This is a genomic window from Vibrio sp. IB15, assembly GCF_016406055.1.
GTDB lineage: Bacteria > Pseudomonadota > Gammaproteobacteria > Enterobacterales > Vibrionaceae > Vibrio > Vibrio chagasii.
The window spans coordinates 21,826-45,715 of the sequence record NZ_JAEFCE010000032.1; the positions used below are offsets into that span (position 1 = coordinate 21,826).

General features: G+C 44.7%; 22 protein-coding genes. 13 read left to right on the forward strand and 9 right to left on the reverse strand.

What is annotated here, in order from left to right:
- Positions 1 to 84: 84 nt before the first annotated feature.
- Positions 85 to 2,160 (reverse strand): DNA helicase IV, encoded by a 2,076-nt coding sequence (gene helD / locus JC606_RS13125; protein WP_137408401.1) that lies wholly within the window; start codon positions 2,158 to 2,160, stop codon positions 85 to 87.
- A gap of 177 nt (positions 2,161 to 2,337) precedes the next feature.
- On the opposite strand from helD, the gene yccS reads away from it, so the two are divergent.
- The 5 genes from yccS to JC606_RS13150 all read left to right on the forward strand — a co-directional run bounded on the left by yccS (position 2,338) and on the right by JC606_RS13150 (position 7,959).
- Positions 2,338 to 4,521 carry a YccS family putative transporter gene (gene yccS / locus JC606_RS13130; protein WP_198778725.1) on the forward strand — a complete coding sequence of 728 codons (2,184 nt, stop codon included), beginning with the start codon at positions 2,338 to 2,340 and terminating at the stop codon, positions 4,519 to 4,521.
- 332 nt (positions 4,522 to 4,853) lie between these two features.
- Complete coding sequence (locus JC606_RS13135; protein WP_061031158.1) at positions 4,854 to 5,039, forward strand: hypothetical protein; 186 nt, start codon at positions 4,854 to 4,856, stop codon at positions 5,037 to 5,039.
- 121 nt (positions 5,040 to 5,160) lie between these two features.
- The gene (locus JC606_RS13140; RefSeq protein WP_198778726.1) at positions 5,161 to 5,502 is read left to right on the forward strand and encodes a hypothetical protein; all 342 of its coding nucleotides are present in this window, start codon (positions 5,161 to 5,163) and stop codon (positions 5,500 to 5,502) included.
- Between the two features lie 208 nt (positions 5,503 to 5,710).
- A complete protein-coding gene (locus tag JC606_RS13145) occupies positions 5,711 to 6,973 on the forward strand; it encodes a hydroxymethylglutaryl-CoA reductase (RefSeq protein ID WP_198778727.1) in 1,263 nt (420 codons plus the stop codon).
- 74 nt (positions 6,974 to 7,047) lie between these two features.
- Positions 7,048 to 7,959 (forward strand): LysR family transcriptional regulator, encoded by a 912-nt coding sequence (locus JC606_RS13150; protein ID WP_198778728.1) that lies wholly within the window; start codon positions 7,048 to 7,050, stop codon positions 7,957 to 7,959.
- 47 nt (positions 7,960 to 8,006) lie between these two features.
- Here JC606_RS13150 and JC606_RS13155 read toward each other — a convergent pair whose 3' ends face one another.
- From JC606_RS13155 to JC606_RS13165, 3 genes are all read right to left on the reverse strand, one after another.
- Positions 8,007 to 8,921 carry a YjjW family glycine radical enzyme activase gene (locus tag JC606_RS13155; RefSeq protein ID WP_102423161.1) on the reverse strand — a complete coding sequence of 305 codons (915 nt, stop codon included), beginning with the start codon at positions 8,919 to 8,921 and terminating at the stop codon, positions 8,007 to 8,009.
- Between the two features lie 24 nt (positions 8,922 to 8,945).
- Positions 8,946 to 10,502, reverse strand: coding sequence for a YjjI family glycine radical enzyme (locus tag JC606_RS13160; RefSeq protein ID WP_198778729.1), 1,557 nt, complete (start codon positions 10,500 to 10,502; stop codon positions 8,946 to 8,948).
- 311 nt (positions 10,503 to 10,813) lie between these two features.
- Positions 10,814 to 11,395 carry a class I SAM-dependent DNA methyltransferase gene (locus JC606_RS13165; protein ID WP_198778730.1) on the reverse strand — a complete coding sequence of 194 codons (582 nt, stop codon included), beginning with the start codon at positions 11,393 to 11,395 and terminating at the stop codon, positions 10,814 to 10,816.
- A 162-nt stretch (positions 11,396 to 11,557) separates the two neighbouring features.
- Between JC606_RS13165 and JC606_RS13170 the strand changes: the two genes are divergently transcribed.
- Entirely contained in the window at positions 11,558 to 12,436 is an 879-nt protein-coding gene (locus tag JC606_RS13170) for a LysR family transcriptional regulator (RefSeq protein WP_063522763.1), read from the forward strand.
- A gap of 10 nt (positions 12,437 to 12,446) precedes the next feature.
- Here JC606_RS13170 and JC606_RS13175 read toward each other — a convergent pair whose 3' ends face one another.
- Positions 12,447 to 12,797 (reverse strand): hypothetical protein, encoded by a 351-nt coding sequence (locus JC606_RS13175; RefSeq protein ID WP_008218874.1) that lies wholly within the window; start codon positions 12,795 to 12,797, stop codon positions 12,447 to 12,449.
- A 290-nt stretch (positions 12,798 to 13,087) separates the two neighbouring features.
- Here JC606_RS13175 and JC606_RS13180 point away from each other — a divergent pair, with 290 nt between their 5' ends.
- The gene (locus tag JC606_RS13180) at positions 13,088 to 13,984 is read left to right on the forward strand and encodes a cation diffusion facilitator family transporter (RefSeq protein WP_137408395.1); all 897 of its coding nucleotides are present in this window, start codon (positions 13,088 to 13,090) and stop codon (positions 13,982 to 13,984) included.
- A 34-nt stretch (positions 13,985 to 14,018) separates the two neighbouring features.
- On the opposite strand, the gene yddG is transcribed toward JC606_RS13180, so the two are convergent.
- Positions 14,019 to 14,948 (reverse strand): aromatic amino acid DMT transporter YddG, encoded by a 930-nt coding sequence (gene yddG / locus JC606_RS13185; protein WP_198778731.1) that lies wholly within the window; start codon positions 14,946 to 14,948, stop codon positions 14,019 to 14,021.
- Between the two features lie 202 nt (positions 14,949 to 15,150).
- Positions 15,151 to 15,825, reverse strand: a complete 675-nt coding sequence (yjjG, locus tag JC606_RS13190) for a pyrimidine 5'-nucleotidase (protein WP_004740299.1) — start codon at positions 15,823 to 15,825, stop codon at positions 15,151 to 15,153.
- A gap of 127 nt (positions 15,826 to 15,952) precedes the next feature.
- Here yjjG and JC606_RS13195 point away from each other — a divergent pair, with 127 nt between their 5' ends.
- The 3 genes from JC606_RS13195 (at position 15,953) to JC606_RS13205 (ending at position 18,710) form a co-directional block, all read left to right on the forward strand.
- On the forward strand, positions 15,953 to 16,204 hold the full coding sequence (locus JC606_RS13195; protein ID WP_137408393.1) for a hypothetical protein: 252 nt from the start codon (positions 15,953 to 15,955) through the stop codon (positions 16,202 to 16,204).
- A gap of 238 nt (positions 16,205 to 16,442) precedes the next feature.
- Positions 16,443 to 17,591 (forward strand): L-threonine dehydrogenase, encoded by a 1,149-nt coding sequence (gene yiaY, locus JC606_RS13200; RefSeq protein WP_198778732.1) that lies wholly within the window; start codon positions 16,443 to 16,445, stop codon positions 17,589 to 17,591.
- A gap of 195 nt (positions 17,592 to 17,786) precedes the next feature.
- On the forward strand, positions 17,787 to 18,710 hold the full coding sequence (locus JC606_RS13205; protein WP_137408391.1) for a hypothetical protein: 924 nt from the start codon (positions 17,787 to 17,789) through the stop codon (positions 18,708 to 18,710).
- Positions 18,711 to 18,795: 85 nt separating this feature from the next.
- On the opposite strand, the gene JC606_RS13210 is transcribed toward JC606_RS13205, so the two are convergent.
- Entirely contained in the window at positions 18,796 to 19,230 is a 435-nt protein-coding gene (locus JC606_RS13210) for a YccF domain-containing protein (protein ID WP_004740303.1), read from the reverse strand.
- 234 nt (positions 19,231 to 19,464) lie between these two features.
- On the opposite strand from JC606_RS13210, the gene JC606_RS23540 reads away from it, so the two are divergent.
- Entirely contained in the window at positions 19,465 to 19,590 is a 126-nt protein-coding gene (locus JC606_RS23540; RefSeq protein WP_008218887.1) for a hypothetical protein, read from the forward strand.
- A gap of 99 nt (positions 19,591 to 19,689) precedes the next feature.
- Here JC606_RS23540 and JC606_RS13215 read toward each other — a convergent pair whose 3' ends face one another.
- The gene (locus JC606_RS13215; protein WP_198778733.1) at positions 19,690 to 20,766 is read right to left on the reverse strand and encodes a threonine aldolase family protein; all 1,077 of its coding nucleotides are present in this window, start codon (positions 20,764 to 20,766) and stop codon (positions 19,690 to 19,692) included.
- 304 nt (positions 20,767 to 21,070) lie between these two features.
- Between JC606_RS13215 and JC606_RS13220 the strand changes: the two genes are divergently transcribed.
- Both JC606_RS13220 and JC606_RS13225 read left to right on the forward strand, forming a co-directional pair.
- A complete protein-coding gene (locus tag JC606_RS13220; RefSeq protein ID WP_198778734.1) occupies positions 21,071 to 21,685 on the forward strand; it encodes an NAD(P)H-dependent oxidoreductase in 615 nt (204 codons plus the stop codon).
- A gap of 3 nt (positions 21,686 to 21,688) precedes the next feature.
- The gene (locus tag JC606_RS13225; protein ID WP_061031172.1) at positions 21,689 to 23,614 is read left to right on the forward strand and encodes a monovalent cation:proton antiporter-2 (CPA2) family protein; all 1,926 of its coding nucleotides are present in this window, start codon (positions 21,689 to 21,691) and stop codon (positions 23,612 to 23,614) included.
- Positions 23,615 to 23,890: the final 276 nt, after the last annotated feature.

The window sequence follows — 23,890 nt, forward strand, 5'->3', positions numbered from 1 at the left end:
ATGCATGTCCTTCTGCTTTATGTCTGCAAATAAAATACAGGCGAATGCGACTTAAACCCCTACCTAGACACCCTAGCTAGACGACTACTTTTTACGGACTATAGGGTAGTCGGAGCCGTGTAGCTCTTGTACGAAGCCAGAACCATCGCCACTGTGCGTGATCCACACTTTCTCTTTAGCACGTGTCATCGCTACGTAGAACAAGCGACGTTCTTCCGCGTATGGGAACACGTCTGACGATTCAGTCAATGCACCATCAATATGCAGTTGCTTCTTCTTCGCTGGGAATTGTCCTTCATCCACGCAAAGGATAATAACGAAGTCTGCTTCTTTACCCTTACTGGCGTGACAAGTCATGAAGTTGATATCAATGGAGGTGAAAATCTTCTTCCAGTCTTCCAATAATTCTGGCTTGTGATAGTGGTTACGACCAAGCAATAACACCGACTTGTTAGTTTTGCCTTTAGATTGACGGTTAAGTTGATCAAGAATCTTCTCAACTTCTTTACTTGGCGCACTGTATACCGCCTTTTGCTTCTGTTGCTTGAAGCTGTTCAGCTCTTTCGGCAACTGAATTGGGTTTTCCTGCACAAAGCGATTCGCCACAGCACCTAACTGGTTGTTGAAACGATACGTGGTATCCAGGTGATGAATTGTCGAGCTCGCGAAACGATCTTTAAAACCTGTAGTTAAATCAACGTCTGCACCCGCAAATTGGTAGATGGATTGCCAGTCATCACCCACGGCAAAAATAGACGCTTGGTGCTCCGCTTTAGACTGGTTACACAGTGCCTCTACCAAGGCAAGGCGATCAGGAGAGATATCTTGATATTCGTCGATCATGATGAACTTCCAAGGCGAGATAAACTTACCTTTTTCGACGTACTGAGTTGCACGGCTGATCATGGTCGAGAAATCGATATGGTTCTCTTCTTTCAGTGCCTTTTGCCACGCCGTAACACATGGCCAGCAAAGTGATAGTTCGCTGTTAAGACGTGTGTAATCGCGGTGGTCAATAAGCTGCTGCTGTACTTCTTTCTTGGTTAAGCCTGATGCGTTCAGCTGTTCTAGTTGCTTTTCAAGCCAGCCAATCAGTTTAAGGTTTGAAACGTGACTGCCTAGCTCGTCATCACCCGTCAGGTAAGCAATCGGCCATTTAGATAAATGCTTCTGCCAACGTTTGAAGTTGGTCGGCGTCATCCAGTGCTTCTTCAACCAATCAATACACCATGCTTGGCGCTGGTTATCATCAAGTACTAACGGAGAAATCACCACACGCTCGGCTTCAACCTCATTCAAGATCTTCAAACCCAACTGGTGGAAGGTATTCACTTGAACCTTCTCAGCGGACAACCCAATTTTACTGTCGAGGCGCTGCTTCATCTCTTCGGCTGCTTCACGACCAAACGCAAGCAATAAAAGCTCTTCGGCTTGAGCTTGGTGACTTTGCAATAAGTAAGCGACACGTGCTGTCAGAACACTGGTTTTACCGGAACCTGCACCTGCCAGAATCAGGTTATGGTCATCGTTCATCAAAACCGCATATTGCTGTGACAGGTTCAACGGCGATGACTCACACTGGGCAAACAACACTTCCCAGTTTTTTCTCTCGGTCTCAAGCCATTGCTGGTTTCTTTCCGCTTGTTTAACCTCGGTGTCTGACAACCACGGCTGCATTCTTGCGATGCGATTTGGCATACGCTGCGCAGCTTCGCCCAGAGTCATCGTCATACTCTCGAGGCCAGAGTTAACCTTCTCAACCCAAGTGTTGACTTTAGAATGAGGAAGAAAGGCTGGAAGTTGCTCTAAGCGTAGTAACTCAGCTTCCCATTGAGGTACGTGTTCAGCCAGCTGCTCACACTGTGTGTCGTGCCATTTCTGGTATGCCGCCACAGATGCACGTGCAAACTGACGACACTGGTCCCAAGGTAGACCTTGAACTAACCAACTGCGCTGCTTTCCGTCTTGTTGGTTAGCAAAAAACTGTAACGATCCCCAAAACAATCCGCGTTTGATCGCGATCTTGCCACTCCAAATAGTAAACGGGATACGTTCCTCACTTCCCACTGACGACAACAGTAGACGTGAACCATCGAGTTCAACCTGATGGTATTCATTTTGAATAAAAAATTGTGCAGTCTTGTTAGCGCTTAGCTGCATTGGAGTGTGCTCTTAATTGGGAATATTGAATTTATATCATGATGCAATGAGAATTAATAATATCTCATATCTTATCGACGCTTTCATGACCACCTATGGACAATTATGGATAAGTATCAAATTCTTGTGCTTGATTTCTGTTAGGATTATGGTTTTTAGTGCGTCAAGCGAGTGACTGTGGACTTTTCAGCCAAATTACGCCTCTATTGGGCGAATAAAACCATAAATTACAGCATATTAATTCTCATCACTCTGCTCGGAGTAGTCGTACCTGCTTGGTATTATGGACAGAACACACTCATCACCCCGTTGATTTTAGGTGTTATCGCTGCGGCATTGGCCGAAAGTGATGACAGCTTTACTGGTCGCTTAAAAGCCCTGACCCTAACCTTTATCTGTTTTGCCGTCGCCGCTTTTTCTATTGAACTACTTTTCGACACCCCCTGGCTGTTCGCATTGGGTCTATTTGCGTCAACATTCTCATTCATCATGCTGGGTGCAATCGGCCCTAAATACGCCAGTATCGCCTTTGGTTCTCTGCTAGTGGCCATCTACACCATGCTCGGGGCCCATGAGAGCGTCAACTTATGGTTCCAACCTTTGTTACTCTTAACGGGCGCAGCTTGGTACTACTTCATGTCGATGATTTGGCAAATCGTGTGGCCGATGCAACCTGTACAGCAGAACCTTGCTACGGTGTTTGACCAAATTGGCACCTACATGGAATCGAAGGCTGAGCTTTTCTACCCTGTTTCTGACCTTATTCCTCAACCACACCGCATTATTGAAGCCAAATTGAATGCGAGTACCGTGAATGCGCTCAACATGTGTAAAGCAACGCTACTTAACCGTTCTAAGCGCGGACACATTGATGGCCCAAGTGACCGCTTCTTAAACACTTATTTCATCGCACAAGATATTCACGAGCGTGTAAGTTCTACTCACTACCGCTACCAAGAGCTTGCCAAACACTTTGAACGTTCTGATGTGCTATTCCGCTTCAAATACCTACTGGAAGCGCAGGCAACAGCATGTAAAGAGGTGGCGAGCTCACTCAAGGTGGGCGCTGAGTATCAACATGGTGATAAATCAGTGTTAGCGCTGGATGAATTAATGTCTTCACTCAACCACCTACATCAACAAAATAAGCCCGAATGGAAGCCGTTGTTGAACCAACTGGATTATCTGTTCAATAACCTAGCGACCGTTGAGAAGCAGCTATCAAACATCAGTAACCCAGATGCGGAAAAGCTAGAGGAAGATGTATTAGACGACACCAACCCACATACGCTGTCGGCAATGTGGCAGAAGATCAAAGCCAACCTTCATACTGACTCTATGCTCTTTCGCCATGCCATTCGTATGGCAATCACATTGACACTTGGCTACGGTATCATCCAAGGGTTTGAGATCGAACGCGGTTATTGGATCTTGCTAACGACATTGTTTGTTTGCCAACCAAACTTCAGTGCTACCCGCCAAAAGCTGACTGCGCGTGTTATTGGTACCGTTGCTGGCCTGTTGATCGGTGTGCCACTGTTGACCTTCTTCCCTTCTCAAGAAAGCCAGTTGGTATTCATTGTGATCAGTGGTGTGATGTTCTTTGCGTTCCGTATTAATAACTACGGCTTCGCGACAGGCTTCATCACCCTATTGGTACTGTTCTGCTTTAACCAGCTTGGTGAAGGCTACGCTGTGGTTCTGCCAAGGCTTGCAGATACCTTCATTGGCTGTGCTTTGGCGGTATTGGCAGTGGTTTATGTGTTACCCGATTGGCAATCAAAGCGACTACACAAGGTAATGGCTGACGCGCTGGACGCCAACAAAAACTATCTAGCGCAAATCATCGGTCAGTACCGAGTCGGCAAAAAAGACACGCTGAATTACCGTATCGCTCGTCGCAGTGCTCACAATAACGATGCGAACCTGACCGTGGCGATCAGCAGTATGTTAGTCGAACCTGGGAAATATCGTACTTCTGAAGATGAGAGTTTCCGCTTCCTAACGCTCAACCACGCCCTATTAAGCTACATTTCCGCTTTAGGTGCGCATAGAACACGTATCGACGACGAGTCGACACACAAGCTCGTTTTAGATGCTCACCGTGTCATCCATGAGCACCTCGACGCGCTCAATGATCAGCTTTACTCTCACTGCGAACAGTGTGAAGTCAAAAATACTTACGATCCTGATTTGGATAAACGTTTGAGTGAGTGGCGAGAAGAAGACGAAAGTTCTGTCAGAATGGTTCTACAACAGCTGCATTTGATCTATCGAATGCTTCCAGAACTGCATACGCTAGCAACCAAATTTGCAGTTAAAGTAAAAATCGACAAAGCGTTTGAAACGGACACTTCTTGAACGAAGCACAAAGTACTGTAAAAACAAAAAGATAGCGGCAATCGCTTACCTTTTGATCATTTGTTAAATTTGTGGGTTGCTCTACCAATACCTATATTTGGGTAGGGCAACTCCTCACCTAGCCTTACTGCATAAGGGATGAGTCGATTTTTACATTGTCATGACTTTCTGACTTTGATTGACCAAGCCTTAACTTTGCTTAACATTTCTCGGACAAAAAGCGACCACAGAAATTTATAGTTGTCTTAGTTCTAGGAAACGACAAAATAAGTTTAATATTCTCTTAATCTTGTTTGATTTCTGGTTACAGTAGTCTATGCTCCTTGGAGCATATGGAATTGCAGCAAGGTCACATTATGAATACTCAACAGTTTGAAGCATTTAAACAGCAGATCCAGCTTCTTAACCCGGAGCAACTAAAAGCGTTGCAGGGTGAGATTGACGGTAATCTGGAAACAGAGAAAGAAACTCTGCTTACTGACGAAGAGCTAAATGCACTTAACGATCTGTTCAGTTAATAGACAGATATCACTATTTTAGCTTAAGTTCACCGTTTCACCGTAGATTTCCCCTTCTCAACATTGCGCTTAAAATATCGTCCAACTAGACTCTTCCAATACGTCAATTAAAGGTCCTGCTATGTCGATATCTGGTATTCAATCTGGTTACGCCATTATTCAGCAGTCTGCCAACATGGCTGAAGAAGCGGCGATCGAACTCAACCAAGCCTCAAAACATAATCAAGTCTCTGAACATGTGCCCGAATCTGACGACGATGTAATCGAAGACAGCGATTTCAGCTTTAATCAAATTGAACCTGAGCAATCACTTTCATTTAAAGAAAAAGAACCAGAACCTACTGCTTCTTCAAGCGATGCGTTGGTCAAATTAACGCAGAGTGCAAGCTATAACCGTGTCGGTGCTAGCGTTGTGGAGCGCCAAAACGAAGCCATTGGCAGCCTAGTCGATATCCATATCTAGGCCGTGCTGATCTGTTGAACTGATCTATAATCAAATTTAACGTCCGGTTCCTGTAGTCTGAATCCCTTTGGTTCAAGCACTTTTAATACTTTTTGACGTAATAAGCACACAAACTGTAACTCATTATATCTGGCGCTTGTTTCTGGTCTATTACTCGGTAGAATCAGCGCAAACCATTTTGCTGCACAAACTTTACTTCATACTATTTATGCCAAAACTAAATCTGCATCGCCGTGACTATGTTTCTATTTTAGGGGGCGATATCTCCGCAGACGAATTAGAAAATAAACTCCAACCTCATTTTGAAAAGCCAGCAAACAAGCTGACACCTAGCCCTTACCTGACAGAAAAGAATGTGACACGTCGTTGGACTGCTCTCGATAATCAAGAATCACAAAAAGAGCTACTCGACCCTCATACTGAAAGCCAGATGCAAACCTATGAAAAAAACATCGAGCACTTCGTTGGCACTGTTAAGGTACCTGTAGGTATCTCTGGCCCATTGCGCGTCAACGGCTTGTTTGCCCAAGGTGATTACCTAGTTCCACTGGCAACAACCGAAGCAGCACTTGTCGCGTCTTACAACCGAGGTTCTAAACTCATTAGTGCCTGTGGCGGCGCGAGTGCAATGTTGCTCAATGAAGGCGTAACGCGCACCCCTGGCTTTGCATTCCAAGGCTTAGTGGAAGCTGGACAATTTGTGGCATGGGCAGTAACTCACTATGAAAAGTTCAAGAGCTTGGCAGAATCAACAACATCACACGGCAAACTTACCGATATCAATATCAACATTGAAGGTAACCATGTTTATTTGGTGTTTGAGTTTCTAACCGGAGATGCTTCTGGTCAGAATATGGTGACCATCGCGACCAACGCGGTATTTGAGTACATCATTGAACATACACCAGTGAAACCCGATCACGCCTTCCTTGATGGTAACTTGTCGGGTGATAAGAAAGCCAATACCCAAACCTTGCGCAGCGTTCGTGGTAAAAAGGTAACCGCTGAAGTAAATATCCCAGCAGAACTTGTTGCTAAGTATCTACATACCACGCCTGAGAAGATGGTTCAGTTTGGTCAAATGACCACTGTGGGCGGCGCTCTGAGCGGCACTATCGGTATCAATGCCCATTACGCTAATGCACTAGCTGCTCTTTATATTGCTTGCGGACAAGACGCCGCGTGCGTTGCAGAATCTGCCATTGGCATGACTCGCATGGAGCTAAACAAAGAAGGCGGTTTATACGCAAGCGTAACGCTTCCTAACCTAATGGTGGGTACTGTTGGTGGCGGTACCAGCCTTCCAAGCCAAAAAGCGTGTCTTGATTTGCTAGGGCTGCACGGCAATGGTAAATCCCAAGCCTTAGCTGAAGTTTGCGCTGCATTGTGTTTAGCCGGTGAGCTTTCCATCGTTGGTGCATTTTGCGCAGGCCACTTTTCACGAGCTCACCATAAGTTAGCTCGAAAATAACCTTTATCAATTTGGCTTGTTCGGTTTTGGTGTAAATTCAAAATCACAAGCCAATTTGAATTCGCGAGTCATACATGGATTACTTACACTTATCGAGAGTGAGCCTTAAGCACCTCACTGCTCTACATATAATGCTAAATACCCATAGCGTGACTCAAACCTCTGAGCAGCTCTGTGTTAGCCCATCAAGTGTGAGTAAGACCCTGTCTCAGCTTCGTGAGATCCTCAACGACGAGCTGTTCTACCGAGATGGCACTAAGCTCATCCCAACGCCCTTTGCACTTCAAATCGCTCCAACGGTTCACGCGATTCTTTCCAGCATGAATGGATTGCTTCATCAGAAGAGCTTCGCTCCAGAGGAATACCAAGGCAGCTTTTCACTCTCGATGCGCGAGAGTACTTTTGAAGTATTCGCCTCTAAGATCAGCAGAATCACCACAGGGCTTGCTCCGCAAGCAAAACTTCATATCTATTCGAAACAGCAGCTTGGGTTCGATGCTTTGCTCAGCGGCAAGGTTAATTTGATCTTATTACCTCACGATATCTCTCAACCTCCGACAGACAACAAAGATCTGGTGTGGGAAACGATCCTGCCGGATGAGATGGTTTGCTTGATGGGTGCTCACCACCCGCTCGCACAGCAAGAGCTGACGGTAGAGGGTTACCTAAACTACAAGCACATTGGCATCTTAGATAATGAACTGTCACAGCCTTACTTTGAACAAAGCTTAGTGCAACGCCATAAGCCAAGAGAGATGGCTATTTCGGTCGCTGACTTTGGGGCAGCGGCTGTGCTTTGTCACAATACACCTTTCCTGTTCACTTGTTCGAAACAGTGGGCTGAACACGCAAAACAAGCCCACGGATTAGTGAGTAAGCCACTCCCCTTCGATTACGGAAAAGTGGCGTACAGCTTAGTGTGGAACAAGCCAAACATGAATGATCAGGCGATCAAATGGCTGTGTGACCTGTTTTTAGAAGCCTAGCTCTTTTTTTAGAAGCCTAGTTCTTTGGTCATTGAAGACCGAGAATATTAAGTGTACACCTCTGGCGTTTGCATCGGCCTTTGAACAATCGTGTAGAGCTGGTCGTGAAAGCTTTGCATCTGTTGTTTTGTACACTTAGGCCACTCCAACGCTTCGCCAGTCACGCCGTGATGTTGAAAAGCATTGAGTCGAATCCGAACATCAGCTGGCAATCCTTTCAAGTAATACCCAACTTGCTCTATCTCATCCTCAAGGTCACTCTTACCCGGAATATGCAAAAGCCTAACTTCGTGTAACTTACCTTGTTCCGCTAGATAATTGATGGTTTCAAACACACGATGATTCCCTCTTCCCACTAGCCAGTTATGGGTTTCTGATTGCCAAGATTTAAGATCAATCATCGCTCCATCAAGATAAGGCAACACCTTGTCCCAGCCTTGTTTTGACAGCGAGCCATTGCTATCAATAAAACATGTGAGATGCGCTAGCTGCGGATCGCTTTTCATCGCTTCAAATAGATCAATGATAAACGGCAACTGCATGGTCGCTTCTCCGCCCGACACGGTAATACCACTCAGGAAGAACTGGTTATGTCTCACAAGTTCTAGCACTTCTGAAACCGTCATCGTGGTGATTTTCGGGCTCGATTTGTGACCACAAACATCAATACACTGGTCGCAATTGGTGCAAGCCACCGGATCCCATATCACTTTGCCACCAATAGTACTCAAGGCACCACTTGGGCAGCCACTAACGCAATCTCCGCAATGATTACAGTGATTGATGGTATGAGGGTTATGACAGGTTATACAGTCGAAATTGCACCCCTGTAGAAACAGCACAAGCCGATTTCCCGGCCCATCAACACAAGAAAAGGTCAGCACACGGCTGACCTTCGCTTGTTTTTCTGTCTTATTGTTATTAACCCTAGCCATTTGAGTTGTTAGATCAGAAATTTTCATAGTTAATGTGATTCGAACACCAGGTTATTCGTACGTTGGCGACATCTCTAAGCTTGCCACGCGCGGTTTACGCTCTAAGATGCCCGTATTTTTCGCCGCTTCAGCTCCTAAGAAAGTCGTGTTGGTGCGCGAACCTTCTTCGTCGTATTTAGCGATGTCAGACAACTTAATCATGTAACCTGTCACACGAACTAAGTCGTTTGATGCAACGTTAGCGGTAAACTCACGGTAACCCGCTTGGATTGCACCTTTACACAGGTTAAACATAGCTTCAGGGTTCGACTTCACTGTTTCGTCGATGGTTAAAATGTCGCTGATACCTGAGGTATAGAACTTGTGGTGCCCCGCTGTCGCACGAACGTAAGAGACAGGATCTGGTTCTGTTCCATAAGGGATACGCACACCTGGTGTTACACCTTCATCTAGGCTGATACCACCTTGAGCATGCAATAGAGCCTTGCCTTCTAAACCATATTTCACTTCAGAGCTATCAACGATCTCAGCCAGTTTTTCTGAAATGCGATGTCCAAGTTGGTTAGCTTGTTCGTCATGACCATAACGTCCTGCGTTACCCTCTTTCTCCATCAAGATATTCACAGCTTCAGCCATACCGTAGATGCCGAACATTGGTGCAAAGCGATCTTCTTCGATCAGACCCTCTTGGGTTAAGAAACCCTTGAAGAAATTAGATTCTTCATGCAAGAAGCGGCTACGAGCGTTCATTAGCTCAACCATGATAGCGCTGTAGTGTGGTAACACTTGCTGTAGGAAATCGACACTGTCCTCAGACTTCAACGCTACTTGTTTTAGGTTCATACGTACTAAAGTGTTTGAACCACCAGCCAAAGGAAGAGAGTTATAACAACTCACGATGCCAAAGCGCTTATCACCGTATGCCGCAGCGTGTGCTGGGTAGTTAGCGATGTGTGGCTTACTGCATTCACAAATATTGCTCGCAGCATGACGTAGCAAATCATCAGGTGTTACAGCAGGGTCATACATAAAAGTAAGGTTTGGCGCAATCTGCTTGAGTTCAGCATCAACTCGCAAAATAGTACGGCAGATAATGTTGTCTATTGGCCCGATATTCACATGCATGAACGCATCTGGCAGTGTGCGGTCCAGCATGATCCAGAATAACTTAAGCTTCTGATAAACCTGCTCTTCTGTTAAGTCGCCAACGAAAGGCATTAATACATCATCCAATTGACCTAAGTAAACAGGAATAGATGTTACCGATGGGACGTGATGGTAAAGGATGGTAAGCATGTTCAATGCTTCATCAAAATTAATTGCCGCGCTAAGCTCTAAATACTTTGAGCCTTGATGTAAGTATTTAGAATAATCGGGAAGCACATAGCGCGGCTTAAATGGAGCGTGACCTTCAAACATGTCACATAGCACGCCTTGTTGTAAGGCTTGTTCTACTTCACTACTTACCGGCATGTACGGTAGGCTCGCTTCAGCCTCTAAAGCAAGATAGCTCGACTTCTGTTTTGGTGACAGATTGGCATCTGAAATGATATTGCTAAAGCGTTGTTGCTGCTTGGAAAGTTGTGGAGAAGCAGATTGGTGGCTCATGATAAAACCCTTAAAATAGTTATGGGCTTATTTTATATCTGACCATTCAGTTTCCACTAGTGAAATGTATGCAAGGATACATTTCCAAAATGGAAATGAGCAATTTGTCATTGGGCGATTTTAGAGGGGCGGATTTATGCGTTTAAAACGTTAGTAAGTGTCATAAATCTCAACAACTAAAAATAGAAAACCCACATAACTGGCACTAAGACCGTTGATGTGGGTTCGGTTATTTATGTTTTACTTCGTTCGCTAAAACGTGTTTTGGATTTTAGTTCTCGCTAATCACTTAGCCATAAGCTTCAAATGAACTACTTACGTCCAACGCCCATCAGCACTTTTAGCTTGCCTTGTGGGGTATTAACAGAGAAAGGTGCCGATACTTCAACAACAGAAAATCCAGCAGCACTCAATACGTTCTCTGAGCGCTCAGGGCTTACGCCGTAGTCATCGCTGTCGTTTTCTAGACACCAGTCCCAGTGAACAAATGTGCCATCGTTTTCGAGTAGCGTATAAATTAGGCTAACTGTGTCTTGTAGGTTCGGGAGAAAGCCACAAACCGACGATGCAACCACTAAGTCAAACTGGTTTCTGAATGCTGGATGCTGCGCTGCTAGCCCGCGCGATAGAATATCAACAACCGGTTCAACGTTGGGTAGTTCTTTCTTATCTAGCTCTTCAATCATCCCCTCAGACATGTCGAGTGCGATGATCTCTTTTGCTAAAGGAGATATTTTTTGGCTGAGTAGTCCTGTACCACAACCAAAATCAAGGACACGGGTTCCGTTTAAATCAACGAGCTGTGTTAACTGGTCAAATACGGACTGTGCGAATCCTGCGGTCGCGGGATCTTTATCCCAATCAACGGCGTACTCGTCCCATTGTTTCGCCATCATGGCCTCCATCTTTACTTCTTGTAGGTTCGGAACCTGCCCAGAGTAAACTAAATTAGTCAATTCGTCATAGAGTTATCATGCAAAGATGGACTATTTCTAAGATAGCCAGCACAATATTCAATATAATATGCACCAATACCCGCCTAATCTGGAAATGAAATGAACCTTTCTCAAGTCCAAGCCTTCTGTTCTGTTGCTGATTTAGGATCAGTCTCTGAAGCTGCACGCCAGCTAGAATGCAACCGAACCAAGCTTAGTATGTCGATCAAAGCCTTGGAGAAAGAATTAGATGTAGAACTTTTCGTACGCAGCGGCAACCACGTCGAGCTGTCTGAAGCAGGCAAAGCCATCTATAAAGATTGCGAAGGAATGTTAGTGACAGCGGCGCGTATTAAACAAACCTGCCTCCATGTTTCTGGTGAGTTCAACGCCGAGATATGGATTGCTCGCGATGATTCTCTGCCCGATGAAATGTGGCAAGATTTATCTCACACGCTGAACAACAAGTACCCTTCTACTTCTTTTAACTTCGTTCTAGCATCGAGTGGTGACTTAGCCAACCTCGTTGAAACTCAACAAGTTGATTTCGCATTCGGTGTTGATTACGAACGTGTAGACGACCCAAGAATCATCTATAACCCACTTGGTAAGATTCGGATGATGTCTGTGTGTAAGAAAGGACATGACCTGAGTGCAATGCGCCGTGTCTCCGACGAAGTGCTAAGAAATTCGATGCAAGCGACCATGGTTTATCTCAACGAAAAAGATAATCCAGAGCTTGAGCCATTCTCTCGTCGTTACATTGGTTTCTCTAGCTTTGACTTTATGCTAGATACAATTTTGCGTGAAGACGCATGGGGCGTAATGCCAGAGCCGCTGATACGTCATCTGCTGCGTGAGCAAGAATTAGCAGTAATCAAACACACCTACGGCCTAACGCAAGAAGATTACTGCATGTTTACGGCAGCTGGAATGGCAGAACACCCAGGTATGAACTGGCTCGCAGACCAGCTAAGTGATTACTTGTTCGATTTCTAATTGAGGCTGGTTAGAAGACCATCACATGGTCCACTAGATAACGTCCGTCTTCTTCAACTAGCACCATTTCAGCAACGAATTCGCCTTTGGCAATGGTGTATGCCTGCTTCCATATAAAAGCGACGGAATCAGAACGCCTAAACACCGCAACAGGTTCGCGCTCTGCAAAAAAGCCGTTGCTGTGTTGATAATGATGGCACACCTTTTCTAAATACTCAGGTGTCACTATGTCCTTCATTCGTTGAGTAAAGTCGCGACAATGTTGGGCATGATCAACATTGGTTGAGCCCTCCATCAAATTATCCATAATAGGGTTAGCGATTGCCCACAAATCGCTGTCGCTAATATCATCAAACTTCATCGTCATCCTTTCTTTCCCACTATTCCAAGCGCTAATGCCCTTCACCGCGCTATAAAACACCGCTCAATGATGTGTTTTATTAATGATAAGCGATCTTGATTCAGTTGCACACTAGTCCACGAAAACAGTCATCGTCAATTTTACTGACACCTAAATATTAATGTAAACAACTGAATTAAAATGAATAATATAAAAAACCATGTTCTGTAACATAAACATCATCAGATAAAGTTTGAAAATCTCGCTCAATATTAGAACAATGAAATTATCAAAAACATCTGGAAAATATTATGTGTGACAGGAAAAGCCAAAACGAAAACCGAGTTCTATTGTTCTCAGCCCTTTTAGCATCAGGCTTCGCTATTGGCGGATTGATGTTGGGTCTTCTCGTTGGCTCTCTGGTCATAGTATTTGACGGTGTCTACTCTCTTATTAGCTTACTGTTAACTTTATTGTCACTAGCTGCCTCAAAATACATTAATCGCCCTTCTGATCGTGAATTCCCGTTCGGTCGTGCGATCATTGAACCTATCGTCATCACGATTAAAGCTGCTGTCATTTTACTTGTGGTTGGTTATTCACTGTATTCAGCGATTGGCGCCTTGATGACAGGTGGTCGTGAAGTTGATGCTTCTATCGCAACTCTGTTTGGTATTTTTAACGTATTGGGCTGTGGTTACGCGTGGTGGTACATCGCTAAGAAGAGTAAGAGCATTTCATCTGGCTTGATTCAGGCTGAGTCTAAGCAATGGCAAATGGATACACTATTGAGTGTCGCGGTAACAGCAGGTTTCGTCGTGGCTTGGTCAATGACATTCTCACCGTTCGCAGAATATGCTGTGTATGCCGACCCAATGATGATGTTGCTGATGTCTTTCTACTTCATCAAAGTACCGTTCGATATGCTAAGAGAAGCGATGCGTGAGCTACTAATGATGTCGGCAAACAAAGAAATTTGTGACGCGGTAGATAAGAACGTTGTCGCGGTAGACAAAGAAGCAGAACAAGATTTGGAGCTAATCGGTGTGACTAAGGTTGGTCCTGAGCTAAGAATCAACGTTGATATTCATACCAACGACCAACAAGCGATTGCGGTCGATGATATTGAACGTACGCGCCGCCAACTAAAGCGACGCCTGTCTAAGATGCCATATGAGCTTCAACTGAACCTCAACATCGCGAGCTAATTCTCACCCAGCAATCGGTAGATAAACGCAATTGCTATTGAGATTGAATCTCTTCAGAAGCCGACGCCTTAACCGTCGGCTTTTTTTCTCTTGTAACCCACCAGCAAGCCAGTGATCCAATCGTCACCATACATACCCCCTGCCAAAATGTGATAGCCAGCGTTAAACCTAAAATCATAGAAGAGAGTAAGGTTGCAAAAATTGGCGTGAAGTAAGACATGGTAGCAAGAAAGACCATGTTGCCACCCAATATCGCGGTATTCCAAAGCGCGTAGCCCGCGCCCATGCACACGCCAGCTAAAGCCAAATCAATCGCGGCACTGCTCGTCAGTACCATTCCGGTTTCGCTGCTAAGTGCGTATTTGATCCACAAGGTGATCGCTGTAGCGATAAAGAACAACACAATCGCATTCTGCCCTTTCGCAACTTTCTGAGTATAGTTACAGTAAACCGCCCAGATAATCGCACCGAAGAACGCCATCGAATAGGTTTTAGGGTTAGTCGCGATATTTGCCGCAATCTGTTCAACAGAGAGGCCTTGGTCGCCACTGATGCTCCAAGCCACACCAAAGAAAGCCAAAAAGATACTAGGGTACACCAGCCAATTTATCTTTTTATCGCTGAGTAATACCGCAAACAATACCGTCAGAGCAGGCCAAAGGTAATTGATAACCGCCATCTCTAAGGCTTGATGTCGGTTATTTGCCATGCCTAATGCCAAGGCTAGAAAGATCTCGTAGCAAACGAACAGCGCGCCACCAATCAACAAATAAGACTTTGAGAAGCGTTTCAGCTTAGGTAACCCCATAACGCAAACCAAAAACAGTGAACTCACTGTGTAAAGACTGGCTGCGCCGCCAATTGGGCCTAATTGCTCTGAGACGCTACGAGATAACGCAATTAAGCAGCTCCAAAGTAAAATGGCAGCAATGCCGAAGCAGCTATGGCGATGAGATTTCAGCACGCTTATTCCTTCTATTTATTATGAGTAGTTATCGTGGCAGCTTAAAGCATAAATATGCTTGAGTACCACAATCGAAAAGTGAAACCTGTAGAAATTAAGTAGCCGAGCACAGAATTGTACTCGGCCATTAGTGATCAACGAATAAAGTGATGATCAACGAATAAAAAGATGATCAATGAATAAAGCTAAAGTCAGTAAGCCGTTACGCTAACAGAAGTGCTTGTAGCTCAGCCAGAGACTTCACTTGATAATGCGGGTTAATACCTTCTGGCGTCGCCTTCTCTTGGCTGTTTAACCAACAGGTCTCGATACCAAAATCTAAGCCACCTAAAATGTCTGAGTGTGGGTTATCTCCCACCATCAAAATGCGCTGCTTTGCTGGTAAGCCAACAAGCTTGTGTGCATGTTCAAAGATCTCAGCATCTGGTTTAGCAACGCCGACTTCTTCAGAAATGATCACATGTTCGAAGTAATCGGTCATGCCAGTGCGCTCTAAACGGATCGATTGCAGCTCAGTGAAGCCATTAGTAATAATGCCCATGTTCACTTTGCCTTGTAACGATTCCATTAGCTCTTTGGCACCCGGTAGCAAAGAACAGATGTCCGCCATTGCTGTTAGGAATGCGCTGTTTAATTCTGCAGTTGTTGTTTCTAACTTTTCTGCCCAGCTTTCGAAGCGTGTGTGCTTCAGTTGATCAGCCGTAATTCGGCCATCTTGATAGTCTACCCATAGTGGTAGGTTAACTTCTTGATAAACAGAATAATCCTGCTCGCTAAAATCCACACCAAAACGTGAGAACATTAGCTTCATTCCTTGAAAAGCGTCAAAGTGGAACAAGGTTTCATCCGCATCAAAGAATATCCAATCGTACTTCATTATCTCTCCTATTATTCGCGCTATCGAGCCGAATTTTCCTAACCTCAACGGTTAAGTGTGCATTCTACTACCATTTTTGTGAGCCTGAATATAGTTCTAAGAATTTATAGAAAACAAGCAACAAGTCATGATGTATCGCAAATTTTGCCACATATTAAACCAATACCATAAAGGAAATACACGAAATGTACCGGGATGTACTATGAAGCACTTCTTACCGTCATCCGTCATGCTCACTCCATTCCTGGTCAAATACTACGATGAAGAGCCTCAAGAAGCGTCAGATTCACCTGGGAAAAAGGAAAGCCAGGTCGAATGCACTGTCAACCCAGCTCAAGAATCGACACAAGAAGAACATGAGCCAGCGTTGACTGAATAGCCTTATTTTCAATGGTTATAAAGCATCATACCAGTCTTAGAACGATCAATTATTCACCATCCATAACTGACAATATACACATCAGAAAACCATAAAAACGATTGCTATATGAGCCCTATCACAACCAATAACCAGAAAGTGGTAGTTCGAAATCAAAGTTGTTCCAGATCAATGGTCGACCAGTTGTTTGCCGACAACATATAGGCAATTAAAAATCATAATTAACCGGAGTTTTCCAATGTCTAGTGCATTTTACATCCCTACAATCAACTTCATGGGTACTGGCTGTCTAAAGGATGCTGCTGATAGCATTCAGTCTCAAGGCTTTAAAAAAGGTCTTATCGTAACCGATAAAATCCTAAACCAAATTGGCGTGGTTAAGCAGGTACAAGACCTTCTTAGCGAGCGCGGTGTAGACGCTGTGGTATTCGACGGCACTCAACCAAACCCAACCATCACAAACGTAAATGATGGTCTTGAATTACTGACTGACAACGACTGTGATTTCGTTATTTCTCTAGGTGGCGGTTCTCCACACGACTGCGCAAAAGGTATCGCTTTGGTTGCTTCTAACGGCGGCAAGATTGCAGATTACGAAGGTGTCGATCAATCTGAAAAACCTATGATGCCTCTTATCGCTATCAACACGACTGCGGGCACCGCTTCAGAAATGACACGTTTCTGCATCATCACTGATGAAGAGCGCCACATTAAGATGGCTATCGTTGATAAGCACACAACACCGCTTATTTCAGTAAACGATCCTGAACTAATGCTTGCTAAGCCTTCATCACTGACTGCTGCAACAGGTATGGATGCGCTAACACACGCAATCGAAGCTTACGTTTCTATCGCAGCGACACCAATAACAGACGCTGTAGCGATTAAAGCAATTGAACTTGTACAAGCTCACCTAAGAACGGCAGTAGCGCACGGCGAAGACATTGACGCACGTGAGCAAATGGCTTACGCACAGTTCATGGCGGGTATGGCGTTCAACAACGCGTCACTAGGTTATGTTCACGCGATGGCGCACCAACTGGGTGGTTTCTACGACCTTCCACACGGTGTATGTAATGCTATTTTGCTACCACACGTTCAACGCTACAACGCGCAAGTTTGTCCTGAGCGTCTACGTGATGTTGCAAAAGCAATGGGCGTTAACGTTGAAGGTATGTCACCAGAGCAAGGTGCAGAAGCTGCGATCGAAGCGATTGTTCAACTAGCAAATGACGTGAACATCCCAACAGGTATCGCGCAACTTGGTGCGAAGCTAGAAGATATCCCTACTCTGTCTGACAACGCTCTGAAAGACGCATGTGGTTTTACTAACCCTAAACAAGCGACCCACGAAGAAATCTCTGCGATTTTCGAAGCGGCAATGTAATCGGCCATTAAGTCACTTATAAACTTATCGACAAACGGGCTCACCTACTGAGCCCGTTTTCTTTACCTACCATATGCTATTCAAGTCTCTGTTTTGAATAGCCACTGATCCTGATAAATCTCTTTAAAAGTCGCATTGTCGTAACTGCTTAGTTATAGTTAAACTATTGATACATAGAATGACAAACAGGTTCCATTGAGTCGTTGGATAGTTAGCTCCTCATTATTAGCATCGCTCGTTTCCCACTCTGCCTTCGCGGAGGAACAGGATGAGTGTCACAGCCAACCGTTAGAAGACACGCGCGTCGAAAAAGCTTACCACTACCTAAACAGCAAGTTTTGTCAGCCCGCAATATGGTTCGATAACTTCTTTGTGGATGACCGTATTACCGAGGACGCCAGAGCCGGAACCTCTGTACGTTGGTATAATGATTTCATCTATTCTGAGGGCGGTGACGTGGATTACTCCACCAAGCTCAACGCACGCTTACATTTACCCTTTGTCAGCAAAAGGCTTAAGCTAATCTACGAGTCTGTTGGCGATGAAGAATTCTTAGACTTCTTCCCGCAAGATTCTGAAGAGTTAGAGAATGCACTTGGCCTTCGTTATGACGCCTATGCCAAGGGTTACAGTAGTTTTAATATCAAAGCGACTCTGCGCCCTCGTATCGAGGCTCGCTACCGTTTTACCTACCCGCTCACCACAGATGCAGTGCTTCGGCTAACCCAACGTGTGTATCAAGAGAAGAAAGAGACGGGAGAGATCACTGATATCGATTTTGACCTCTCTTTGAGTGACAATTTCTTAGCGCGTTGGTCTAACTTTGCTGGCTATAACGATGACCTCAAAGGCTGGGAGTATGGTACGGGCATTACCTTGTACCATTACCTTTCTCAAGACCAAGCTCTGCAATACAGCGCCACGATAACCGCGACCAGCGAGCCATATAACCACTACGAATACTCGCAAGTGTCGGTTACCTATCGAGAAAACATTTGGAAAGAGTGGCTATTTTACGAGATTACTCCGCGCTATCAGTGGGAGCGAGAGCCATACGAGAAACACACTGAAGAAGCCAACATCACCTTTCGAGTCGAAGTCTTGTTCAATAACGTTTAGCGTTATCAGAAGCGTTAGACATACTCTATGAAAAAAGCACATCAAATGATGTGCTTTTGAGTTCTCTACAGCTCGAATTAAAATCTTACCCTTTGTAATTTCTCACTCGTGCCGCTTCTGCTTCGCGTTTATCAACCACCGTTTTACCGATTGGCGCCAGTGAGATAACCGCTAGCTTAAGGTGCTGAATCGCAAACGGAATACCAATGATGGTAATGAAACATGCCACCGCTGACATGATATGACCAATCGCAAGCCAAATACCTGCAAACAAGAACCATATGATGTTACCTATCATACCTAACGGACTGGTACCAATATCCATTTCATTGGTCAGCTCATCACGAGAAATGGCTTCTTGACCAAATGGAAAGAACGAGAAGTTCCCCATAACAAAACACGCTCTACCCCACGGAATACCAACGATGGTAAGGAATGCAAGCAGCCCAAAGAACCACCACGCCAATCCCATAAATACGCCACCGAACAGAAACCAAATGATGTTACCTATTGTTTTCATTCTGTATTCTCCAACTCTTTGAATGCTGTTTAATTACTATGCCAAATAAGGCTGTGCTTCTTTCAATAAGTTCATTATTGTTGAGCCTTTATGAACCGTTTATGAATCAACGCGATTTTCTGTGTTTGATGCACACCACGAAATACCAAATCCGCATAGGGCAGTGCTAATTTATTTGATACCATTCAGTTCTAACCCAAGCGCAGACTCAACAACGAATTTAAGGCCGAATCTATGAACAATACAGAGCAACCTAAAAAGAAAATGAAAAACTGGGTGCCTATCGTCTTCTTCGGAGTTCTTAGCACCGTTCCAGTATTCATGTTCCTAGTCGACGTGTACATCAACCAATATATGTAACACACCCTCTATTGTCCCGACTTAAATGAATACAGGTAAACACACCTGTATTCATCCTAGTTAGCACTCCTCACTAGATTCAGTCCAGCCGTTCGGTACTCAAATCAGTGCTTCGCTAATGAGGTCCAAGATATCGATCAACTCGTGATCCGGCAGGTTTAATAAGTTATCCCCCACATACCACTCAATCTTGCATTGATTCGGTAACTCACAGATAGCTGGGTTTCCTATCCATACCTTATGCTTACTAGCAATATTGTCTCTTAAAGCAATCCCATCTTCGTAACTTGCCGGCAAATAAAGATGTAGCATGTTCGCTTGCGGTTGTTGTGGGTTCACTTTGAATTGAGGGTAATCTAACAAGATTTGGTAGATCTGTTTCGTGCGTTCATACAAAGCGGGCATCTGCGCTAGTCGTTGATCAAACTGCATTGCTGCCGATACAACATAAGGTGTACGGTGATACACATTACCGCCTTGTCGTTTCATCCAAGCTGACGCCTTCGCAACAAACGCTTTATCACCCAACAACAGTGAGCCACCAAGCCCATTGAGCCCTTTGTATAGCGAGACATAAGCAGTATCAAAGCCCTTTGCGATTTCGCTGTAAGGTTTTTGATAATATGCACCACACTCCCACAAGCGCGCGCCATCCATATGCAAATGAATGGATTGTTCGTTGCAATACTGCTTAATCGCTTCGAGCTCTTCCCACCCTGGTAGCTGACCACCTATCTCTCGCATCGGTAACTCATACAGTGCCGCTGCGATTTCATCTGGCCACGCTTTCAAGTCATCGACATTCCAAGTGCGAAACACATTGCCCACTGGCAACACATTAAAGCGGTTCTGGAGCTGGTACCCTTGACGTTCATGACGCAGAATATGACTCGATTCATGCATCGCAACCAGCGGGTTTCTTTTCTCCTGGCAGGCGATCTCTAGTGCCGTGGGTTGATTCATAGTGCCAGTGATCACAAACACAGCCGCTTCATATCCAAGCAGATCTGCAACTTTGGCTTCAAAGCCTTCGATGAACTCACCATCACCGTAAGTATCGTGATGTATGTTGTGCTCTTCACACCATTCAGCCATCTGAGCAAATGTTTGGGCCGGAGTCGGATCGAAGTGACCTGAAAGAAACAAATTGCACTGTTGACGCAAGTCCATGCTCATACTTTTTCCTTTATTCATTGTTGTTCTATGTAGAGAGATTGAATTATTTACGTTCGCTACCAACGTTGACATAAAATACGTCTATTCGCTTTTATTATTCGCGAATAATTAGTTTTACTTAGTCATAGTCTACGTGTGCCAGAAATACGCAAACTAACGAGTGTTTTATATAATTAAGCACTCGATAAACCTATGTATCTAAATAGATAAGTATGGGCTAATTCGTTGTTCTTCAATCATTCTTCTATTATTGTATATCTATAATTCCAATAAGCATTATTCGTTAACGGACAAAGAGGGCTTTATGTCGAAAAATCGAGTCTTGGTGCTATTCGCCCACCCTTCTCAGCATCGCTCTGAAGCAAACAAACCCTTATTCGAACAAGCCAAGTGTATTGATGGCGTGACCTGTGTTGACCTCTACGCTGAATACCCAACTTTCAAAATTAACATCGATCGTGAACAGAAACGCCTGTTGGACCATGACATCATCATTTTTCAATTCCCACTTTATTGGTATTCAACTCCGGCAATTTTAAAAGAGTGGCAAGACCTTGTTCTTGAGTATGGTTTTGCCTACGGCACGGATGGCAATGAATTAGAAGGTAAGAAGTTCCTTTGCAGCATTACTGCGGGGGCTAAAGAAGATGCCTACCAAACTGACGGCTACAATCATTTTACCATTCGTGAGCTACTCCACCCTCTTGAGCAAACCGCTGCTTTGTGTGGTATGGAATATTTAGCACCTTATGCGCTATTTGGCTCGCGAACCGCCTTGGAGGAGAGCCGCATCAGCGGGCATGTTGAGCGCTATAAATTTTTGTTGGAGTCGCTAGTCGCGGGCAATATTGACTATAAAAAAGCAAAGAATGCCGCGAAGTTAAACCACTACCTCGACGAAATCATCAACAAGGACTAAAGAATGACTGGATATTTTTTACAAGCCTTTATCTACTTAGTCGCCGCCGTGATCGCAGTGCCGATAGCTAAGCGTCTTGGCTTAGGCTCAGTACTGGGATATTTAATCGCAGGTGTGGTTATCGGACCTATCATCGGCCTTGTCGGTGAAGAAACCACCACAATTCAGCACTTTGCCGAATTCGGGGTTGTGATGATGCTGTTCTTAGTTGGCCTTGAACTTGAGCCTAAGATGCTATGGGCAATGCGAAATCGCTTGATGGGCCTTGGTGGTCTGCAAGTGGGGGGCACCGCAGCCATTGTAATGGGCATTGCTCTAGCCTTTGGCCAACCTTGGACTATCGCTCTCACTATCGGCTTAATCTTTGCGTTGTCATCGACAGCGATTGTACTGCAAACATTCAACGAGAAAGGCTTATCTAAGACTGAAGGCGGTAAGAATGCCTTCTCGGTTCTTTTGTTCCAAGATATTGCCGTTATTCCGATGCTGGCATTCATTCCTCTGTTGGCGTTGCCAGAATTAATAGAAGCTGCACAAAGCGCGGTCACTTCAGCTTCTGACCACCATGAAGAGTTAAGTCTGGTTGCTGGCCTACCTGGTTGGGCTTATGGTCTTGTGATTACTGCATCTATCGCGATTGTGGTTGTTGGCGGGCACTTCTTAAGCCGTCCACTCTTCCGCTTCGTCGCAAGCTCTGGCCTGCGTGAGATCTTCACGGCAACGGCACTGATGCTGGTTATTGGTATTGCTGCACTGATGAGCCTTGTCGGCTTATCGCCTGCACTAGGCACTTTCCTTGCGGGTGTTGTACTGGCGAACAGTGAATTCAGACACGAACTGGAATCGAACATCGACCCGTTCAAAGGACTGCTGCTTGGCTTGTTCTTTATTACGGTAGGTGCGGGAATCAACTTCGATGTTCTATTCAATGATTTCATCCTAATCATAGGGCTAACTCTGGGTGTCATGTTACTAAAAGCAGCTGTGCTTTTTACCTTGGCATTGATTTTCAAAATCAAGAACAGTGATCGTTGGCTATTTACACTGAGCTTGGCGCAAGCCGGTGAGTTTGGATTCGTACTATTAAGCTTCTCGGCGCAAAACCACGTATTGCCGGCTGACATTGTTCAAACGCTCTCACTAGTGGTTGCTCTTTCAATGTTCCTAACTCCGGGCCTGTTTATTTTGTTTGATAAGGTGATTCTGCCTCGTTACGAGCAAAAATCGAATGACCGTGAAGAGGACACTATCGAAGAGAAAGGCACAGTAATCATTGCGGGTATCGGGCGATTCGGTCAGATCGTTAACCGCTTATTGGTATCGAACGATGTCAAAACGGTGGTTCTGGACCATCAGGCTAACCAAGTCGACGTGTTGCGCTCTATTAATATCAAATCTTACTTTGGTGATGCGACTCGTCACGATCTGTTGCACACTGCGGGTATCGAAGAAGCAGCAATGCTTGTTGTTGCCATCGACAATCAAGACTCAAGCGTGGAGCTCGTCAAGTACGTTAAGCACTCCTACCCTAACGTAAAAATCTTGGCTCGTGCGTTCGACCGTGGTCATAGTTACCGCTTAAGAGAGGCTGGTGCTGATTTCGTGGAATCAGAAACCTACCACTCAGCACTAGAAATGGGCGCACAAGCCCTACGCTCGTTGGGTCACCACCCATTCTTCGTAGAACAGCAGAAATCGACCTATCAACGTGTTGAAAGCCGTAAGTCTGAAAAGCTATTCAAAGCTTGGTCGGAAGCGGAAGACAACCCAAGGTACGACAACAACTATCGACAGATATTTATTCACCTTGAAGAAGCGATGAAAGAAGACATGAAGAAAGACCGATCCGATAAGCACTCTCGCTCAGAGCGTGGTTGGACACCGCCTCCAAAAGGTTATGCAGACGGTTTTGAAGAAGAGGAATCATAAACTTCGATTCTCAATCCCAATTAAAAGCGGCTATTTAGCCGCTTTTTCTTTATCTATGGCCCCTAAATACCGCAAACAAGTGCCATTTATTGATACCTAAGCGGATAATAATCGCAATTTATGTGATCAAGCTATAATTTTTAATCTCATCCCTCTCTTCAAAAACGAATTCACTTTTTACATTTTTGAAACATACTCGCCATGCATAAACCTCAGTAAAAATATGGTTTTATATGCACTTCCTTTAACTATACTGAACTCAGCTAAAATTCCAAT

What these genes read in the sequence shown, in the direction of transcription:
- JC606_RS13165 (WP_198778730.1), bottom strand. Translation starts at nt 11,395, where the DNA reads ATGGCGAAACAATGGGACGAGTACGCCGTTGATTGGGATAAAGATCCC.
- JC606_RS13155 (WP_102423161.1), bottom strand. Translation starts at nt 8,921, where the DNA reads ATGAAAATTTCTGATCTAACAACTCAAATGGCTAGGGTTAATAACAAT.
- JC606_RS13140 (WP_198778726.1), top strand. Translation starts at nt 5,161, where the DNA reads ATGTCGATATCTGGTATTCAATCTGGTTACGCCATTATTCAGCAGTCT.
- JC606_RS13215 (WP_198778733.1), bottom strand. Translation starts at nt 20,766, where the DNA reads ATGAGCATGGACTTGCGTCAACAGTGCAATTTGTTTCTTTCAGGTCAC.
- JC606_RS13180 (WP_137408395.1), top strand. Translation starts at nt 13,088, where the DNA reads ATGTGTGACAGGAAAAGCCAAAACGAAAACCGAGTTCTATTGTTCTCA.
- JC606_RS13210 (WP_004740303.1), bottom strand. Translation starts at nt 19,230, where the DNA reads ATGAAAACAATAGGTAACATCATTTGGTTTCTGTTCGGTGGCGTATTT.
- JC606_RS13135 (WP_061031158.1), top strand. Translation starts at nt 4,854, where the DNA reads ATGGAATTGCAGCAAGGTCACATTATGAATACTCAACAGTTTGAAGCA.
- JC606_RS13195 (WP_137408393.1), top strand. Translation starts at nt 15,953, where the DNA reads ATGATGTATCGCAAATTTTGCCACATATTAAACCAATACCATAAAGGA.
- JC606_RS13160 (WP_198778729.1), bottom strand. Translation starts at nt 10,502, where the DNA reads ATGAGCCACCAATCTGCTTCTCCACAACTTTCCAAGCAGCAACAACGC.
- helD (WP_137408401.1), bottom strand. Translation starts at nt 2,160, where the DNA reads ATGCAGCTAAGCGCTAACAAGACTGCACAATTTTTTATTCAAAATGAA.
- JC606_RS13150 (WP_198778728.1), top strand. Translation starts at nt 7,048, where the DNA reads ATGGATTACTTACACTTATCGAGAGTGAGCCTTAAGCACCTCACTGCT.
- JC606_RS13170 (WP_063522763.1), top strand. Translation starts at nt 11,558, where the DNA reads ATGAACCTTTCTCAAGTCCAAGCCTTCTGTTCTGTTGCTGATTTAGGA.
- JC606_RS13145 (WP_198778727.1), top strand. Translation starts at nt 5,711, where the DNA reads ATGCCAAAACTAAATCTGCATCGCCGTGACTATGTTTCTATTTTAGGG.
- JC606_RS23540 (WP_008218887.1), top strand. Translation starts at nt 19,465, where the DNA reads ATGAACAATACAGAGCAACCTAAAAAGAAAATGAAAAACTGGGTGCCT.
- JC606_RS13225 (WP_061031172.1), top strand. Translation starts at nt 21,689, where the DNA reads ATGACTGGATATTTTTTACAAGCCTTTATCTACTTAGTCGCCGCCGTG.
- JC606_RS13175 (WP_008218874.1), bottom strand. Translation starts at nt 12,797, where the DNA reads ATGAAGTTTGATGATATTAGCGACAGCGATTTGTGGGCAATCGCTAAC.
- yiaY (WP_198778732.1), top strand. Translation starts at nt 16,443, where the DNA reads ATGTCTAGTGCATTTTACATCCCTACAATCAACTTCATGGGTACTGGC.
- yjjG (WP_004740299.1), bottom strand. Translation starts at nt 15,825, where the DNA reads ATGAAGTACGATTGGATATTCTTTGATGCGGATGAAACCTTGTTCCAC.
- JC606_RS13220 (WP_198778734.1), top strand. Translation starts at nt 21,071, where the DNA reads ATGTCGAAAAATCGAGTCTTGGTGCTATTCGCCCACCCTTCTCAGCAT.